Annotated in this window: 11 protein-coding genes and 1 pseudogene; 6 read left to right on the forward strand and 6 right to left on the reverse strand. The window is 70.7% G+C overall.

Going from position 1 to position 17,421, the window contains the following annotated elements; translation table 11 throughout:
- The first annotated feature begins 87 nt into the window (after positions 1-87).
- Entirely contained in the window at positions 88-822 is a 735-nt protein-coding gene (locus A6V29_RS16595) for a GAF domain-containing protein (RefSeq protein ID WP_249933298.1), read from the forward strand.
- 2 nt (positions 823-824) lie between these two features.
- Here A6V29_RS16595 and A6V29_RS16600 read toward each other — a convergent pair whose 3' ends face one another.
- On the reverse strand, positions 825-1,589 hold the full coding sequence (locus A6V29_RS16600) for a LamB/YcsF family protein (protein WP_137161328.1): 765 nt from the start codon (positions 1,587-1,589) through the stop codon (positions 825-827).
- Positions 1,590-1,625: 36 nt separating this feature from the next.
- Positions 1,626-2,813 carry a zinc-dependent alcohol dehydrogenase gene (locus A6V29_RS16605; protein WP_137161329.1) on the reverse strand — a complete coding sequence of 396 codons (1,188 nt, stop codon included), beginning with the start codon at positions 2,811-2,813 and terminating at the stop codon, positions 1,626-1,628.
- A 146-nt stretch (positions 2,814-2,959) separates the two neighbouring features.
- Between A6V29_RS16605 and A6V29_RS22075 the strand changes: the two are divergent.
- From A6V29_RS22075 to A6V29_RS16615, 3 genes and pseudogenes are all read left to right on the forward strand, one after another.
- A pseudogene (locus A6V29_RS22075) lies at positions 2,960-3,238 on the forward strand (spore photoproduct lyase family protein); the annotation flags it as partial.
- 53 nt (positions 3,239-3,291) lie between these two features.
- Positions 3,292-4,077 carry a spore photoproduct lyase family protein gene (locus A6V29_RS16610; RefSeq protein ID WP_249933300.1) on the forward strand — a complete coding sequence of 262 codons (786 nt, stop codon included), beginning with the start codon at positions 3,292-3,294 and terminating at the stop codon, positions 4,075-4,077.
- A gap of 122 nt (positions 4,078-4,199) precedes the next feature.
- Positions 4,200-5,864 (forward strand): SpoIIE family protein phosphatase, encoded by a 1,665-nt coding sequence (locus A6V29_RS16615; protein WP_137161330.1) that lies wholly within the window; start codon positions 4,200-4,202, stop codon positions 5,862-5,864.
- A 2-nt stretch (positions 5,865-5,866) separates the two neighbouring features.
- Here the strand turns inward: A6V29_RS16615 and A6V29_RS16620 are convergent, their stop codons facing one another.
- Positions 5,867-6,562 carry a DUF6766 family protein gene (locus A6V29_RS16620; RefSeq protein ID WP_137161331.1) on the reverse strand — a complete coding sequence of 232 codons (696 nt, stop codon included), beginning with the start codon at positions 6,560-6,562 and terminating at the stop codon, positions 5,867-5,869.
- An 85-nt stretch (positions 6,563-6,647) separates the two neighbouring features.
- Complete coding sequence (locus A6V29_RS16625; protein WP_137161332.1) at positions 6,648-7,037, reverse strand: hypothetical protein; 390 nt, start codon at positions 7,035-7,037, stop codon at positions 6,648-6,650.
- Positions 7,038-7,162: 125 nt separating this feature from the next.
- Here A6V29_RS16625 and A6V29_RS16630 point away from each other — a divergent pair, with 125 nt between their 5' ends.
- Positions 7,163-8,665 (forward strand): phytoene desaturase family protein, encoded by a 1,503-nt coding sequence (locus tag A6V29_RS16630; RefSeq protein ID WP_137161333.1) that lies wholly within the window; start codon positions 7,163-7,165, stop codon positions 8,663-8,665.
- Positions 8,665-9,126 (forward strand): GMC oxidoreductase, encoded by a 462-nt coding sequence (locus A6V29_RS16635; RefSeq protein WP_137161334.1) that lies wholly within the window; start codon positions 8,665-8,667, stop codon positions 9,124-9,126. Before A6V29_RS16630 ends, A6V29_RS16635 begins: the two co-directional genes overlap by 1 nt.
- Before the next feature lie 61 nt (positions 9,127-9,187).
- On the opposite strand, the gene A6V29_RS16640 is transcribed toward A6V29_RS16635, so the two are convergent.
- On the reverse strand, positions 9,188-9,427 hold the full coding sequence (locus A6V29_RS16640; RefSeq protein ID WP_137161335.1) for a DUF7660 family protein: 240 nt from the start codon (positions 9,425-9,427) through the stop codon (positions 9,188-9,190).
- A complete protein-coding gene (locus tag A6V29_RS16645) occupies positions 9,418-17,331 on the reverse strand; it encodes a DNRLRE domain-containing protein (protein ID WP_137161336.1) in 7,914 nt (2,637 codons plus the stop codon). The genes A6V29_RS16640 and A6V29_RS16645 overlap by 10 nt, the downstream gene beginning before the upstream one ends.
- Positions 17,332-17,421: the final 90 nt, after the last annotated feature.

Below are 17,421 nucleotides of genomic sequence, written 5' to 3' on the forward strand. Positions count from 1 at the left end.
CCGGACTTCCGGTGCAGGAAGTCCCGGACTTCCGGTGCAGGAAGTTCGCAGGCGTACCTGGCCACCGCCGCGGGCAACCCTCCGACCATGACCATCGCCGGACGGTTCGCCACCGCGCTGGACTCGGTCACCGACCCGGAGCTGGCCCGCCCGGAGCTGCTCCCGGTCCGGCTGGCCCGTGCCTGCGTGAGCATGCTCCCCGTCGACGGCGTCGGGCTGAGCCTGCTCGCCGTCGACGGCCACCGGGTGCCACTGGGCGCCGCCCCCGAGGAGGCGGCGCTGGCCGAGCGACTGCAGTTCACCGTGGGCACGGGGCCGTGCGCCTCGGCGGAGAGCTGCCGCCACCCGGTGTTCGCCGTCGAGGAGGAGATGCTGCGCCGCTGGCCGGTGTTCGCCGGCCTGCTGCACCGCGAGACGCCGTACCGGGCGGTGGTGGCGCTGCCCCTGGAGCTCGGCCTCAGCGGCTCGGCGGCGATCGACCTGTACTTCCGGCGCTCGGCGGACGTGGCCGCGCTCGACGTGTTCGAGGCGATGGCCGTCGGCGAGCTCGTCGGCTCGGCGCTCAGCGACGCGGCCCTGTGGTCCACGTGGCGGGCCGAGCGGGGACCGGACTGGCTGCACGGGCCGACGCCGCAGGAGCGCACCGCGGCCTGGGCGGCCGTCGACCGGATCGCCGCGGAGCTGGGCGTGGGCCCGGACACGGCGGTGGCGCTGCTGCGGGCGCGGGCCTACGTGCTGGGTGTTCCCGCGGACCAGGTCGCCGCCGACGTGCGGTCCGGCCGGCTGCCGGTCAGCGACCTCCAGGTCCCGACGGAGACCTGAGCTCAACCGGTGACGGCGGCCGGCGTGACCCCGGCCAGTTCGAGCGCCGTCCGGACCGCCCGGGCCAGGTCGACGGCGCCGGGGGTGTCCCCGTGCACGCAGATCGACTCCACCCGTGCGGGGACCGTGCTGCCGTCGACGGCGACGACCGTTCCCTCGACCGCCATCCGCACGGCCCGGTCCGCCACGACCGCCGGGTCCAGCAGGAGCGCGCCGGGTCCTCCGCGCGGGACGAGGTGCCCGTCGGGCGTGTACTGGCGATCGGCGAACCCCTCGGCGATCGGCCGGAGGCCCGCGGCCTCCGCCGTCCTGAGCAGCGCCGAGCCGGGCAGCCCCAGCACGGGCAGGCCGGGGTCGTACGCGACGACGGCGTCCACCACCGCCCGCGCCTGCTCCGCGTGCCCGACCGTCGCGTTGTAGAGCGCGCCGTGCGGCTTGACGTAGCCGACGCGGCCACCCTCGGCGCGCGCGATCCCGTCGAGCGCGGCCAGTTGGTAGAGCACGTCGTCGGCCAGCTCGCCCGGCTCGACGTCGATGAACCGGCGGCCGAAGCCGGCGAGGTCCCGGTAGGAGACCTGCGCCCCGATCGCCACGCCCCCGGCCACGGCCGATGCGCAGACGCGACGCATGGTCGAGGGGTCGCCGGCGTGGAAGCCGCAGGCGACGTTGGCGCTGGTGATGACGCGCAGCAGCGCGTCGTCGTCACCCAGCCGCCAGACGCCGAAGCCCTCGCCGAGGTCGGCGTTGAGGTCGACGGTGCTGCTCACCGGCGCAGTCTCGCACTGCACCGGGGAGCGGGCCGGTCACTGCTCCGGCTTGAGCTGCACCTTCACCACGCCGTCCTCCTTCTCCTGGAACTTCCGGTACATCTCCGGCGCCTCCGAGAGCGGCACCCGGTGGGTGGCGAAGTCGTCGCAGCCCAGCGGGTCGGCGTCGGTCAGCAGCGGCATGATGTCGGGGATCCAGCGCTTGATGTTCGCCTGGCCCATGTGCAGCTGGATCTGCTTGTCGAACAACGTGAGCATCGGGATCGGGTCGGCCATCCCGCCGTAGACGCCCGACAGGGAGATCGTGCCGCCGCGGCGGACGATGTCGATCGCGGAGTAGAGGGCGTTGAGCCGATCGACGCCGGCGGTCTGCATCAGCGGCGCGGAGATCGCCTTGGGCAGCAACCCGGCCGCCTTCTGCACGAACGTCGTCGCCGGCGAACCGTGCGCCTCCAGCCCGACCGCATCCAGCACCGAGTCGGGGCCGCGCCCGCCGGTCAGGTCGCGGATCGCGTCACCGAGGTCGTCCTCGTGCTCGCGCAGGTCGACGACCTCCACGCCCCGGGCGCGCACCCGCTCGAGGCGCTCGGGCACCAGGTCCACGCCGATGACCCGGTACCCCTTGTGCTGTGCGATCCGGCAGGCGAAGTCCCCGATCGGGCCCAGGCCGAGCACGACGAGCGTCCCGCCGTCCGGGACGTTCGCGTACTCCACGCCCTGCCAGGCGGTGGGCAGGATGTCGGAGAGGTAGGCGAACCGGTCGTCGCTCGGGCCCTCCGGCAGCGGGATGTGCGTGAACTGCGCCTGCGGCACCCGCAGGTACTCCGCCTGGCCGCCGGGCACCTCGCCGTACAGCTTCGAGAAGCCGAACAGCGCCGCCCCCATCCCCTGATCGCGCACCTGGGTGGTCTCGCACTGGGTGTACAGGTGCTGCCGGCACATCCAGCAGTGCCCGCAGGAGATCTGGAACGGGATCGCGACCCGATCGCCGACCTTCAGGTCGCCGACGTCCGAGCCCACCTCCACGACCTGCCCCATGGCCTCGTGGCCGAGGATGTCGCCGACGCCCATGAACGGTGCCAGCGGCTCGTACAGGTGCAGGTCCGAGCCGCAGATGTTGGTCGTGGTCACCCGGATGACGGCGTCGGTCGGCTCCTGCACGAAGGGGTCGGGCACCTCCTCGACGCGTACGTCGCGCTGTCCGTGCCAGGTCACTGCCTTCATGGGTCCACCCGTTCGTCTCATCGCGTGCGCGCCGTCGTCGGCGCAGGCTCACGGCTCCACGGGTGCCCGTGACCGACCGACCGAAACCGGATCGTCCACCACGCTCCCATCGGAATGCACCCGGCCGGCGGCGTGCTGCTGACGGCATGGCACCGGCCGAGCCGCTGACCCTCTTCGATCTCGAGTCACCACCCGCTCCCGCACCGCCGAACCGGCTGCTGCAGGTGCGCCGCATCTACGCCGAGCCGGCGGCCCTCGGCAGCCCGCGCGGCCGGCAGGTGCTCGGCCGCTTCCCCGACGCCGAGGTCGTCGAGGTGCCGTCGCACTGGCAGATCCCGGACCTGCACGGCAACGAGGGCAACGTCGAGCGCTGGGTGCGGGTGAAGACCGAGACGCTGGTGCTCGGGGTGAAGAAGTCGCTGTCCGCCCGGCCCAACGGCCGCTCGGCCGACTTCATCGCGCCCTCGACGGCCAACGGGTGCGCGATGGCGTCGCCTACTGCTACGTCCCCCGGAGGAAGGGCTACGCGAACCCGATCACGGTCTTCACCAACATCGAGCAGATCACCGGCTACCTGCGCCGCCACGCGATCCGGCAGGGGCCCAAGCCGGCCCCGAACCAGGTGGACCCGGACAGCTGGGTCTACGACCTCGGCGAGAACAGCGACTGCTCGGTCGACGCGCTGGTGAGCGACAACGTGGCCGACCTGGTCGCCACCTTCCGCGAGCTGCCGACGGCGAAGGCGTCCTTCGCCACCAAGTACGTCAACCGGCGGCTGCTCGACCTGGATCCGGCCGGCCGCACCCGGATCCGGTTCTCCGTCATGCCCGAGGACGACGCGCACCTGCCCGACGTGCGCACCAGCCGGGTGGCCGAGCGGATCGCCGCCGTCGACGACTTCGTGGCCGCCGGCTACGAGGTGCACCTCAACCTCTCCCCCGTCGTCCTCCGCGACGGCTGGGAGGCCGACTGGGGTGCGTTGTTACAGCGACTGGACGACGAGCTCTCCCCCGCGACCAAGGCGCAGGCCGCCCCCGAGGTCATCCTGCTGACGCACAACCGCGGGCTGCACGAGGTGAACCTCGGCTGGCACCCGCAGGCGGAGGAGGTGCTGTGGCGGCCCGACCTGCAGCAGGCCAAGCGCAGCCAGAACGGGCAGGACAACGTCCGCTACCGCACCGACGTCAAGCGTGACGGAGTACAGCGACTGCACCGACTGGTCGAGCGCCATGCCCCGTGGCTCCGCGTCCGGTACGCCTTCTGAGGCCACCCGCCGACGTGCTGGAAACCCGGCTCCCACTTCCCTCGCACCCCTTCAAATGGTCACCGTTGGTGTGACAAGGTCGTACAGGTAGTGATCGATCGATGGCCGAGGGAGCACGCACGATGGACCTCGGACATCTGTCGGCGGTGCCGCCGGAGCACCTCCTGGACGCGCTGCCGGTCGCCGTCGTCGTCGCCGACGACCAGGGCCGGATCACCTACGCCAACCCGGCCATCCGCACGCTGCTCGGCCACGATCCCGCGTTGCTGATCGGCCGGTCGCTCACGAAGTCGCTGCCGCAGCGCTTCCAGCCCAGCGGGAACGGCACGACGCTGCGCCCGCAGAGCGTCGGCCAGGGCGAGCTGCTCGGTCGCACCACGCAGCTGCCGGTGCTGCACGCCGACGGGCACGAAGTGGTCGTCGACCTCACGCTGGCCCGGCTCGACGCCGCCCCCGGCAAGCCGGCCGACCAGCGCTCGATCGTGTGCGTGCTGCGCGATGCCAGCGCCACGATCCTGCTCGAGCGCCAACTGCAGGTCAGCCGCTACCTGACCGCGACCCTCCGGGTCACCACCGCGCTCACCGAGGCCGCCGACGCCGACGTCGCCTTCCAGCGCGTGCTGCCCACCCTCTGCACCGAGCTGGACTGGGACGCCGCGGTGCTGTGGGAGACCGACGACCACAGCGGCCGCCTGGTGCACGCCGGCACCTGGACCGCGCCCGGCGAGGAGGTCGCCGCCCTGCGCAGCGAGACCCGCCGCACCTTCGGTCGGGGCGAGGGGCTGCCCGGCCTCGTGCGGGCCGGGCGGGCGCCGGTCGTCATCGAGGACCTCTGGACCGATCCGCGGTTCCTCCGCGGGGCGGCGGCTGGTGCCGACGACGTGCGCACCGGCGTGGCCTTCCCGGTGCTGCACGGCGAGTCGGTGCTGGGCGTGTGCGAGCTGTTCTCCCACGAGCAGCGCACGGTGCCACCCGAACTGGTCGAGGTGCTCGCGCACGCCGGCCGGCAGATCGGGCAGTTCCTCGGCCGGTTGCGGGCCGAGTCCGAGGTCCGGGGGCTCGCGGAGACGCTGCAGCGCTCCCTGCTTCCCTCGCACCTGCCGACGGTGCCCGGCGTCGACCTGGCCGCGCACTACCGGGCCGGCGGCGGCTCGGCGCTGGTGGGCGGCGACACCTACGACGTCATGCCGCTGCCCGACGGCCGCTGGATGGCGCTCGTCGCCGACGTGTGCGGCACCGGTGCGGAGGCCGCCGCGCTCACCGCGCTGACCCGGCACACCGCGCGCGCCGCCTCGGCCGCCGGCTGCCCCGCCGCGGTGCTCGCGGCGATCAACACCGCGCTGCTGCACGAGCAGGCCACCGGCCCGCTGCGCTTCGTCACCGCCTGCTGCCTGGTGCTGGAGCGCGGCCCGCGCGGCCACCGCGTCGGCATCAGCATCGCCGGGCACCCCCCACCGCTGCTGCGCACCGCCGACGGCGCGGTCGTTGCGCTGGGCCGGCCCGCCGCGCCGCTGGGCGTCGACCCGGACACCGTCTACTCCGCCCACCCCGTGGACCTGCCCGCCGGGAGCATGCTGCTGCTCTACACCGACGGGGTCACCGAGGCGCGGGACACCGCGGGCGAGCAGTTCGGCGAGGACGCGCTGCAGGAGCTGCTGCGGCACGATCGCTGCGCCGACGCCGAGGTGGCGGTCGCGGCCGTCGCGGCGGCCGTCGAGGACCAGGTGTCCGGCTCCCGGTACGAGGCCGACGACATGGCGCTGCTGGCCCTCGGCGTGCCCGGCTGAGCTCAGCCGGTCTGCCCGGTGTCGGCGTGCGCCACCCCGACCGGCTTGGACTCCGGCGAGCCCCGCTGGCGGAGGTAGACCGCGAAGATCGCCATCGAGCCGACCGCGAGCATCTCCGACTGCCAGTTCTGGAAGCTGCGATTCCAGAAATCGGCCTCGGCCAGATAACCCGCGAAGGTCACCGGGTCCTGTCGCTCACCCAGTTGCTCGCTGTTGAAGGCCACCCATCCGGTGAGCGCCGACGCCGCCCACGTCAGCAGGAACAACCCGCCCATGAGCAACCCGAGCGAGCGGGAGAACAGCGTCGTGCGCCAGCCGCCGGCTCCCGCCCAGGCCGGGGAGTCCGCGTGGGTGTGCTGCCCGACCCGCTGCTCCCGGTCCGATTCCGTGCCCTCCCGACCGGGCTCCTTCGACTCGCTGGAGCCCTTCTGGACCAGCCAGACCGTGGCGAAGATGTAGAGGAAGAACTGCAGGTACTCCGACTGCCAGTTCTCCATCACGTCGACCATGAACGACGACGAGGTGACGTAGTCGGCCAGGCTCATCCGCTCCAGCCCGTTCGCGACCTGGTCGGCGTTGACGTCGGCCACCCCGGAGAGCGCCTGGCCCACGAGCGTGACGAGGAACAGCCCACCGAAGGTCAGGCTGAGCGCGTTGGTGCGCAGGAAGCCGTAGCTCGGTTCGTCGACGCTGCTCACCGGCCCAGCGCCCCCAGCGCGAAGGCGTAGGCGACGCCCATCAGGACGAGCACCAGGTAGGCGAGGAAGACGACCCGGACGCCGTTCACGGCCCGTCCACCTCGCAGTCGTACGGCGCCTCGCCCCGCGGCTCGCACGCCGCTGCGGTGATCCGCCACCCGGCACCGGTGTCGGTCAGGAACAGAACGTCATCGCCGACCCGCACCTGCGCCTCCCCGCTCCAGACCTCGACCGCCGACACCCCGCCGTCCGGCAGCGCCACCTCGCCGATCGCGTCGGGACACGGCGCCGACGCCTCGAACTCGAGCGCCGCCAGGGTCGCCGGGGCCAGGAGAGCGCAGCGCGCCTCCTCGGCCGTCCCGGGGTCGGCGAAGGTGGCCACCACCGCGCGCACCTCGTCGTCCGACGCCCCGGCGCAACCGGCCAGCGCCGCCGTCGCGCCGGCGGCGGCGCACCACGTCCTCACCGAGCCCACGACACCTCCTCGAAGGGGGCGCCGGCCTGCTGCTCGACCGGACCCCGGGAGCGCTACCCCCCTCGATCGCGCGGGCAAACGATCACCACCCGACCGGGCGGTGCCGGCCCGGCTACCGTGGCGGCGTGGCGCGGGTGGTGGTCGTGGGCGCCGGGCTCGGCGGGCTGGCCGCCGCCGCGAGGCTGGGCGCGCTCGGTCATCGGGTGACGGTGCTGGAGCAGGCCGCGGAGATCGGCGGCAAGCTGGGACGCGCCGAGCTCGACGGCCACGTCTTCGACACCGGCCCGAGCCTGGTGACCCTGCCGCAGATCCAGCGCGACCTGTTCGCCGCCACCGGGGCTCCGCTGGAGGCCGCTCTGGACCTGGTCCGGCTCGACCCGGCGGTCGCCTACCGGTTCGCCGACGGGACCCGGCTGTCGATGCCCGGGACGCCGGACGCGGTGCCCACGGCACTGGACGCCGCGCTCCGGGACGGTGCGGGCGCCCAGTGGGCGGCACTGATGGCCCGGGCCGAGCGGATGTGGGCGGTCAGCGAGAGGCCGTTCCTGCGCAGCCCGCTGGCCGGTGCGGGCACGCTCGCCCGGCTGGCCCGCCGTCCGGCCGACGTCGCGACCGTCGCGCCGTGGCGCTCGCTGCGCGGCCTCGGGGAGAGCTACCTGCGGCATCCGCACCTGCGCACGCTGCTCGACCGCTACGCCACCTACTCCGGGTCCGACCCGCGGCGCGCGCCGGCGGTGCTGGCCACGGTGCCGTACGCCGAGCAGGCGTTCGGCTCCTGGTACGTGCGCGGCGGGTTGCGCCGGCTGGCGACGGCGGTGGCCGAGCGGGCGGCGGCGCACGGGGCGGAGCTGCGCACCGGCTGCGCGGTGCGCCGGGTGCTGGTCGACGGCGGTCGGGCGAGCGGCGTCGAACTGGCCGACGGCGAGGTGGTGCCGGCCGACGTCGTCGTCTCCGGGGTGGACGCCGAGGCGCTGTACGCCGATCTGCTCCCGGCGGGCGGCGAGGCCGACCGGGCCCGTCGGAACCTGGCCCGGGCGACGCCGTCGCTGTCCGGGTTCGTGCTGCTGCTGGGGCTGCGCGGCCGCACGCCCGGCCTGGCCCACCACACCGTGCTGTTCCCCGCCGACTACGACGCGGAGTTCGACGCCGTCTTCGGGACCGGGCGCGACGAGGGCCGCCCGCGACCGGTGCCCGACCCGACCGTGTACATCAGCGCGCCCGACGACCCGGAGCTGCGTCCGGACGAGGACAGCGAATCGTGGTTCGTGCTGGTCAACGCCCCCCGGCACGACCCCGTGCGCGGCGTCGACTGGGACGAGCCGGGCTTGGCGGAGCGGTACGCCGAGACGGTGCTGCGGGTGATGGCCGGCCGCGGCCTCGACGTCCGCGACCGCATCCGGGTGCGGGCCGTACGCACCCCGGCGGATCTGGAGCGCGACACCGGCAGCGTCGGCGGCTCGATCTACGGGACGTCGAGCAACGGCGCGCGGGCGGCGTTCCTCCGGCCCGCCAACGCCTCCCCCGTCCCCGGCCTGTTCCTGGTGGGCGGCTCGGCGCACCCCGGCGGCGGGCTGCCGCTGGTCACCCTCTCCGCCGAGATCGTCTCCGGACTCGTCAGCTCCACGTGATGGCCACGGCGGGCTGGAACGGGAGATCGCCTCGGTCGGACCGCTGGGCATCGGTGCTGGGCGAGGATTGGTCGCCGGGTGCTGCGGCGCAGGGTCATGAGGCGCTGCGAGCCGAGGTGCGGGAGACGCTCGAGTCGCTGTGCCAACCGGTCTCGTACTGCCGGATGGGTACGGACGACGCCGCGGTGGTGGACTCGAAGCTGCGGGTGGACGGCATCGAGGAGCTGCGCGTGGCCGTCGCCTCGGTCATGCCCACGCTGATGCGCGGCAGGACGAACCTGCCGTCGACCATGATCGGCGAGCGCTCGGCCGACCTGATCCTCGGCCGCACCAGTGCAGTAGCGGCGGCGTCCCCTCAATGGCGCAATTCCCCTAGCAATCGGACACTCACATTTCGAAGTAGCGGTCGCCCTCGCGGGCGGGCAGCTGCCCCTGCGACCGAGCCCTCAATCGGGCTTTGACTGTTGACGCAGCCTTCGCGCCGCCGGATGTAGAAGTCGCAACTAGCGGTCGGTCGTCCTCTTATTCGTAGACAGCCGCGGCGAACAGCAGTTCAGCAACTAGGCGCCAGGCCTTCTCGGGGAGAGTGGCATATGCGGCTAAGGGGCCTGATCCGGCATCAACCACGAACGCTTGCATTTGCTCTAGAAAGTCATCCAGAGACGCGATTGCATGCACAGCGTCGTCTGCCCGTAGTTGCCCGAGAAAGTTGGCCAATGACTGGGCGTCTGACACGTTTCTAATAGCGTCGTCTATCTCCATCGAATACTCCTTCCACCGTTACGCGTCGTGAACTTTCGTGTCCATTCGCGGGCAACTTCTCGCTTCGTTGCCATTCGATAGGGCATCATCACACCAGCCTGCTTGAATGCCCCCAGGCGTCGATTGTCCAATGAGTAAAGGGTTCCCCCGCGATTCACCAGCCTAACGGCTGGTACCGACCCAGGACTAATCTTTCCCGATCGAAGGCCCGCCGCCAATCCGGCTACAGACTGGCCATCTCTGAACGTCTTCTTTGCGCTGGATTGCGTGTACCGAACCACAGCGGGATCGATCACCTGACACGACGAGTTGTGGACCAGCGTGCCAACCTGGTGGCTGCCAACGAGGTACGTATGCACGTTGGCAACTGCGAGGTTGTAGACGGTTCGGCCGGCTACCCACCCGTAGTCGACCACGTTGGTAATGACCAGGGGCACCCCGGTGGCACCAATGGTCGCGTCTCCGACCCGAAGGTCTTGGGCGTCGGTCCAGCCAGGCCCTTCGACCCAGATGGGGTGGTTCGCCGTGGCGATCCACGTGTCACTGCCTGGGAGGTCTTCCGTGCGGCCATCGCTGGAAGGTGCCCGAGCGGTGGTGACTTCGATGAGATGCTTGTCCCCACGACCCACAATGACGTTAAGAACGGGTTGAGCGGTGAGCTCGCCCGTGAGGGGGTGCCTGGCAGCAACCAAGTCACCGACCTGAACGTCGCTGATTGGTCGAGTGGTTCCGTCGGTCATAAGCACAGCCGTCTCCGGCGTGAAGCTGTTGCATTTACTCAGCTTGTTGACCGAGGCCCCGATCTTGGATGCAACGCGACCGCCGGCTCGTGCGGCTGCGAAGCCGGCCTTGGCGGCCGCCCCACCACCCGGAACCATCGCGGCGGCTGCGACGACGCCCATCTCAAAGGCTTTCCTCTTGTTGCCGGTCGCCGCGTAGGCGCCGGCGGAGATTGCTCCCGCCGCTGCTCCGATGGGCCCGGGAACCACGGTGGCCACGACTTCGGAGACCTTGGCGACCTTCTTCATGGCCTTCTTGAGGATCTTGGGCATCCCCCACTGGCCGTCGAGGTCGACGCAATTGACCGGGTCGCCGGAGCAGTAGTCGTAGGCCGTCGCGTTGCCGCCCGGTGAGGGGTCGCGGGACCAGAACCGGCCGGTGGCCGGGTCGTAGAGCCGCACCCCCATGAGCAGCACGCCGGCAAGTGCGTCGGCCGAGCGCTGCTTGCCGCCCAACCAGCCGTACCGGCCGTCCTTGGCGGGCGCCTGGCCGGCGGTGACGATCCGCCCGCCGATGTTGGACCCTTGGGTGTTCAGGTCGGTCAGGTTGCCGAACTCGTCGGCGGTCTGATGCCTCAGCCCCGTCCAGTCGGCGGTGTTCTCGCCGTCCCGGATCGGCAGCGTCGTCATCACACTGCCGTGCAGGTCGATTAGCTGCAGGACCTGATCGCCGTCCTTGCCGGTCTGCATGGCCAAGTTGCCGTCCAGGCCGTCGACATAGCGGGTGATCTCGTCCGGCAGCGACGCGTCCTCTGCGATCCACGCCGGGGAGTCCGAATCGGAGTCGTAGTGGTTGACCTTGGTGACCGCCTCCTGCCAGCCGGCCACCCCGTCACCGCCGACCGCCCACGCCTGATTGGTATAGGAGGCGAACCGGCCGATCGCATCCAGCGTCCAGGTCTGGCGGGCGACGCCGTCGATCGTCTGGGAGGCGATCAGGTCGTTGGCGTAGTACGCATTCGCCACGCTCACGCCCGGAGAGCCACGTACCGGCGCAGTCGTAATGCGACCGAGCGGGTCGTACACCCACGGGCCCCCGTCGACCACGGACTCCGACAGGAGCCGGTCGGCCGAGTCATAGGCGTAGCTGTTGGTCATCAGTGCAACCGATCCGGGGTCGGCCGGGTCCACGCAGGTACCCGTGTCCGACACCGCCGTCGCCAACGACAGCCGGTTCCCTCGGGCGTCGTATGTGTACTTGCGGGCGGCGCACACCGACGTACCGCCGATGTTGTCCTGCGCGTCGGTCAGGCGACCCAGGGCGTCATAGATGTAGCGCTTGCTCGCCGCGTTCGTGACGTGGGTGACCATCTGCCCGGAGCTGTTCTCCAGCGCGGCCGACGAGGAGATGACCGCGCCGTCCGACGTGCGCACGTAGCTGCGCGAGATCGGCGTGCGGTTGGCGTCATAGCCGATCCGCAGCTCCACCCCGCCGGGCAGCGACTGCTCCGTCACCTGTCCGCCGGGGCCGTAGGAAGCGGTGATGTCACCGCCCACGGAGTCGGTGACCTTCGTGACAAACCCGCGGGGCTCCTCGGTGCGGTCGTAGGTGAACTCCGTCCACCCTGTGTCGTCGGTGACCCTCGTCGGCTTGCCGTACTGATCGAAGACGCTGGTGGTGGTGCCACCGTTGCCGTCCTCGTACTCGGTCATGCGGCCGAGCTGATCGAAGGTCTTCCGGATCGTCGACGTCACCGTGCCGGTGACCGGGTCTTGCCCTTCGATCGTGGTGACGTCACCGGTCCCAGCGTCGTAGAGGTTGACCGTCTTGAAGACCGGTACACCGGCGCCGTCACCCGACGCAGCGATCGAGACGGACATGACGCGATCGGCGGCGTCGTACTCCGTGACCGTGGTGCGGGACTGCGTCGTCGTAGCGCCGTTGACCGGGCCGGTGGCCGACTCGGTCACCGAGACGATCGACCCATGCCGGTTGTAGGCGGTGACGTGCTTGACCGGCAGCTCGCTGGCCATCCGAGCGGGGTCGTGGCCGGTGACGGGCCCGGCCACGTAGTTCATGCACGGCAGGCCGGCGTACGCAGGCTTGTTGCCGCACTCCGCTCTCTGCGGGTTCGGCCCGGCGCTGTAGTAGACGGCGATGTTGGTGCGCGCGTCGGTGCCGTTGGCGCCGATGCCGCGCGACTCGACCGCCTTGCCCTGCGCGTCGTACCGGACGAACGCCGACAGGTTGGCACCGGTGGCGTCGAAGGTGGTCACGGTCGGCTGACCGATCTTCCATCCCGAGGTCGGCCCGATGGGTGACTGCCCGTCGATCGGGTTGTAGCCCATCGTCGTCACTTCGACGTCCACGAGCTGCTCTGGACTTGACCCGGCGATCAGCAAGGCCTCGGTCTGCGTGGTGGCCAGGTGGTAGGCCACACCGTCGGGCTTACCCTCGTCGTATGCGTAGGTAGTCAGGTCGTGGACGAGGTGGACGTTGGTCGGGTCGTTGCCGACCGCCAGCTTCACGAGCGGCCCGCGGGACCGGAGGAGATCCAGTCCCTCCGGCCCGTACGTGGACAGGCTGGAGAGTGCGACCGCCCGGGCCGCCGTGTCGGCCTCACTCAGGCCCAGTGCTTCCAGGTCCACGGCCGCCGTTGGCATCTGTCCGAGGGCCAGCAGCCGGTTGGTGGCATCGAGGGACCGGACGACGTTCCCGTACTGGTCGTACTCCGCGGTGTCGATGTAGCCGGCCACCGGAGCATCCGGCCCGGACGGCGTCGCCGAGTTCACTTCACGGCCGGACGCATCTAGGTAGTGCACGACCGCGGACTTGTAGCCGTCCGGTCCGGGTGCCGTTGCCGTCGCGGTGGTCAGGCCGGGCGGGTTCTCCGGGCCGAAGATCGCGGTGGCGTCCGTGGGCCCGTACCGCTGCGCCCAGGTGGCGATCGTGTCGGGGTCGAGGTCGTAGGGGCCACCGGCCGAGCGGGTGATCGGTACGTTGTAGACGACACTGCTGGTGGTGTCCGGGCCGACCTGAGCAACGGTGCCGGGCACCAGGGAGGCTCGCGAGACGGTGCGGAGCCGGCCGGAGCTGCGGTCGATCAGGTCACCGGCACCGACCGTCGAATTGGCGCCGCCGGTGCCGTAGACGAACGTCCACGGAAGCTCCCCGGGCGGGGCGAGCGTGATCACTCGTCCGTCGGCGTCGTACTCGTAGCTGGTCTTCAGCGCCGGGGTGATGCGCGGGTCCCAGACCTCGCGGAGGCGGCCCTGGGTGTCGTAGGCGTACAGCACGGCGTCGACCGCCTCGGTCTGCGTCGCGGTCGCCGACGGCGACGACAACAGCCGGACCTTGGACAGTTGATCGCCGTAGGCGCCGAAACTCGACGAGGTTGCTGTCGTTCCGGTCGCGTAGACGAGCTCGAGGACCTCGCAGCCGACCGCCGGGTCGGCGCCGGTGCAGGCACCAGGGTTGTGGGGCCAGCTATCGACGCCCGGCTCGACCGGAGCGATCATCCGGGCCAGCCGCACCCGGCCATTCACCTGCTCGTACACCAGTCTGGTCTGCCCCGATGCGACCGGAGGCGCAGTGGTGACCAAAGCCGAATCGAGCGCTGCCGGCTGACGGGCGAAGTCACTGACGGTGCCGTCGAGTTCGGTCAGCCGCCAAGTGCCAGGTCCGGTGGACGCGAGACGCAATCCCTCCGCTCCAGGCTCCGGCAGCCAGTTCGCGCCACCTCCGGTGAACCAGATCTCGTCCCCGCCGGACAGGTGCAGGGTGGCGACGTCGGGGTAGGGCTGGCTGATCCGGGTGTAGGCGGTGCCGGTGGCGTGATCTGCGGTGCCCAGCGACCACTGGCGGCCCAACGGGGCCCAGACCTCACGGACCGAGAGGTCGTCGAAGAAGACCTCCGTTCCGGTCGTGGAAAAGCCGTTGTAGAGCTTGACGTGAGGAGAGTTCGCCGAGGCCGGCAGCGCGACGTCGTAGCTGAGGTGCTGCCAGACGTCGGTCGCAGTTGCCTTCGGGGACGGGATCTCGTTCCACTTCCCCGCGTCGTGGTAGGTGGTGACCAGGCCGATGCCCAGGGAGCTCGCCGGCTGGAGCCCAGTAGCCGCCGGAACGTAGATCCATCCGCTGACCCGATAGGTGCGGCCTGGCTGCATGCCAATGAGGCCGCCGTCGGGTGCGACCGCCCAGGCGTAGCTGATGCTGGTGCCCCCCGTTGGGACGACGCGCAGCGAGTCGCCGCCTCCGTGTCCCCGCGTGGTCACGCGCGAGAAGGAAGCGCCGTCGGGTCTGTATCCGTCAGCCGAGGCGATCGTCTGCTGGGCGCTGGTCAGGCGATCCGCCTGCAGCTCGTACCCTGCGTCGACGTCGCGGCTGGAAGTCGTTCGTTCGATGGAGAGGCCGAACTCGTCGATGTCGGTGCTCGAGAGCCGGTAGTCGCCGGTGAGCAAGTTGACGGTGCCGGGGCCGATGGAGTCGGTGGCGGCGTTCTGCGCGTCCGGAGAGACGGTGACCGTCACCCATGGCGTGGAATATGCCCCAGTGCCCTGATCGTCCTCCGCCAGGATCGCCTGCACCTGAACGGGTCCGGGAACGTGACCCAGCGTCAAGCCGGCGTCCCAGGTCGCGTAATCCCCGAGGACGCTCAGCTCGCTCCACTGGCTGGTGACCGATCCGCCGTTCGAACGGGTCAGCGCGGCGAGGTCGATGTCCTGGCTGGGTGTATCGGGGCCGCGACGCCACACGAACTTGACGTGGGAGAACGCCGCCTCCCCCTTGACCGCCAGACGGACCCGGCGGACCACCTGCGAGCCTTCGATGGGTGAGACCAGCGCCCCGCGGCCTACGTAGAAGACGTGACTCACGACTGGGGACAGGTTCCCGGCCTTGTCGACCGACCTCACCTGCAGCACGTGTCGACCATTGGTCGGCGGAGTCACCGACAAGGTGGTGCTGCCGGAGGCCGCCAGTCGCGTGTCCGGTGTCTTGTCGAGCGCCCAGTCGAATCCGGCGAGGCCGGGATCGACCGCCGGCATCGTCAACGTGAACGTGCCAGCCTCGTGCTCTGCCTTGTGCCACCCGCCGTCACTGGGGTAATCCGTCGACGACACGATCGGCGCAGCCGGCGCCTGGGAGTCGATCGTGATCATGGGGGTGAAACCCGTGTTCTGCCGGTTCCACTCGATGCCGTCGTGCGAGTGGGCGACGAACTTGTACGACTTCCCGTCGTGCATGACGCCCGCAGGAACTTGCACGCCCGTCGTCCAGCCGACGGGCATAGGAGGAGCCCACCCTTCCCAGACGATGCCGGCGTTGTGCTCGTAGAGCTGGAAGAAGACGCTGACCGTCCCCTCGCCGTCGATGTCCACCGTGTTCACGGTGAGCTCAGGCGTGGTGGTCGGTGACCAGTAGGTCGTGCCGTCGAACGTCGCGCTGCCGTACCTGGGGTTGGCGGCCGCGCCCGGGGGCGTGTTCCAGTGGATCCAGAGGCTGGGGACGACGTACGGCGAGTTGGCCGAGGTGAACTTCTTCCACCCCTCGTTTCGGCTCTCGTTCGTAGCCTTGAGACCGAGCCCGACGTGGCCCGCGCCCGCGTTCGACCAGCCCTGGATCATCGAGGTGAGGTCCGCCGAGACCCAGCCCTGCCCGCAAGCTCCGGAACCGAGCGTTTCCCACGAGGCTGCCCTGGGCGCACCCCAGAACGGCTGGGCGTAGATCCGCGTGTTGTGGTCGGCCGCGAAGGTGTCCCACACCTGCCACTCTGTCGGGGCGCAGGACCAGGAGTGGAAGTTCCACAGATCCAGGCGTGCGTTGAGGATCGTCTTGTAACGGATTCCTGAGAGATCCAGGTTGATGAACGAGCGGGCGACGGTCCACCCGCCGTCGTAGGTACCGATCCGCAGCTCGGGACTACCGGACTGGTCGCTGTTGAACCCGTGCTGCACCCACGTGTCGAAGCCGTAGATCCACTGCCACTCCGGATCCACCACGACCGGGTACTCGGTCGCCGGGTCCTGGAGGAAGGCGGCGTCCGGACTGAGGGACAGCTCGACCACCCCGGGTGCGACCACCGCGGCCGCCGTCTCCAGCGGCAGCGCGGTACTCGCCTTGGCCTCGGCAGCCTTCTCAGACGCGACCTGTCCGGCGTCTTCTCCCGGCTCGACCGGGGAGTTGTGGGGCAGGGGCGGAACGGTCGAGGGCGCTGGGAAAGGGGGAACGTCGGAGCCCGGCAGAGGAACAGACGGCGGCGTCGACGGCTGTGCACCTGCCGGAGTGACCTTCCACTCCGGCTGCGGGGAGAGCCCTCCCTCGGGTGCATCATCGGCACGTTCCCACGGTCGAGTGATGGGATTGAGCCGCTCCAGGTCGACAGCCGCATCCCAGACGAGCGGAGTCGCGGACGAGCCGATGACCTCTCCGGCGCCGTCGGTGTACTGCACACCACCGCCAGGCGTCGGTGCCGCCGTCACCCCGTCCCCCACGACAGTGAGGGACAGGTCGAGCGGTGCGTCATCAGCAGGCCGCTCCTTCACCACGAAGAACTGCTCGTAGCCGGTGCGCGTCGCCTCGATGACCAGGTTCAGGCCAGGCCGTACGTCCTCGTAGACGGCCCGTGGCCCCTCCAGCTGCGGTGCCGGCAGATCCCCCCTCCAGGCGAGACTCACGGTCTCCTCGGTCTCACCCGTCATCGAGACGAGGACGCCCTGTTCAGGCGCTTGCTCGCCGGCGAGCTGCAGATCGATGACGTGCGCCTTCGGGCGGACCGACCCGTCATCGGCCACCTCGAGGGTGAGGTCGACCGGAGTCCAGTCGGCTGATGACGTGCCGTCGCCCGTGTCAGTCGGCACCCAGATGGGCCCGGATGCCTGCCCGGTCGTCATGGTGCCGTCGGGCAACGCGAAGGTGGACGACGTCACCGTCCGCTCCCCGACGACCTCCACCCGTTCGTTCTCGAGTCGGGCGATGGTCTTGGCCGTGGGGATGTCAGGCGCCTCGAGCACACCCTCCGGCGTGCGGGTCGGCTCCTCCTGAGCGGGCGGCGTCTGCACCGGCGCCGCCTGCGCACCCGTGGCCATGAGCACCATCTCGGCGAGCAGCGCGCCGCTCAGCGCGATGACGAGGACGCCCCTCGCACGCCACTTGGAAACAGGGCTGGAACCGTGACGTGGGGACACGAGACCTCATCCGGACGACTGCAGGAACGAGGGCTTGAGGTCCTCGCTCGCCCCTGACCGGGGCGTTCGCCGGAAATGTCGCAGCCCGAA

Origin of the sequence: Blastococcus sp. CCUG 61487, assembly GCF_005222955.1 — a bacterium.
GTDB lineage: Bacteria > Actinomycetota > Actinomycetes > Mycobacteriales > Geodermatophilaceae > Blastococcus.